General features: G+C 75.7%; 1 protein-coding gene. It reads right to left on the bottom strand.

All coding sequences use genetic code 11. The features are described 5' to 3' along the window. A partial coding sequence (locus tag D8M35_RS16175; RefSeq protein ID WP_148113421.1) for an ABC transporter ATP-binding protein occupies nucleotides 1–643 on the bottom strand: 643 nt, incomplete at both ends.

Genomic DNA, 643 nt, shown 5'->3' with positions numbered 1-643 from the left:
ACCAGGTCGAGCCAGGTGCCGATCCGGTGCTCGACGACGAGCATGGTCGCGCCGGTGGAGTCGAGCAGCGCCCGTACGGCGTCGTGGACCTGGGCGACACCCTCGGGGTCGAGGTTGGCGCACGGTTCGTCGAGCACGAGCACCCCCGGACGCATCGCGAGCACGCCCGCGAGCGCCAGACGCTGCCGCTGCCCGCCGGAGAGTCGGCTCGTGGACCGGTCGAGCGGCAGGTCGAGTCCGACGACCCCGAGCGCGTGCCGGACGCGTTCCCACGTCTCGGCCCGGGCGACGCCGGTGTTCTCGCACCCGAAGGCCACGTCGTCGCCGATCCGCGACATCACCGTGTGCGCCTCGGGGTCCTGCATGACGAGGCCGACACGCCCGCGGACCGCGCGGGGCTCGGCGCCGTCGACCAGGACCGAGCCCTGCACGGCTGCGGCGGTGTCGTCGTCGGGGTCGGGCTCGTCGGCGAGGACCGCCGCCACCGCGCGGAGCACCGTCGACTTACCGGTTCCCGAGGGGCCGACGACCGCGACGCGCTCACCCGGCTCGACGACGAGGTCCAGGCCGCGGACCGCCCAGGCGTCGCGCCCGGCGTACCGCCAACCCCAGTCGCGGAAGGCGACGCGCGCCGCCCCCGGGA

The organism is Curtobacterium sp. HSID17257, assembly GCF_003989515.1.
Classification (GTDB): Bacteria; Actinomycetota; Actinomycetes; order Actinomycetales; family Microbacteriaceae; genus Curtobacterium.
The sequence above is the reverse complement of the archived record's forward strand: the minus strand, read 5'-3'. Positions and strand labels throughout refer to the sequence as shown.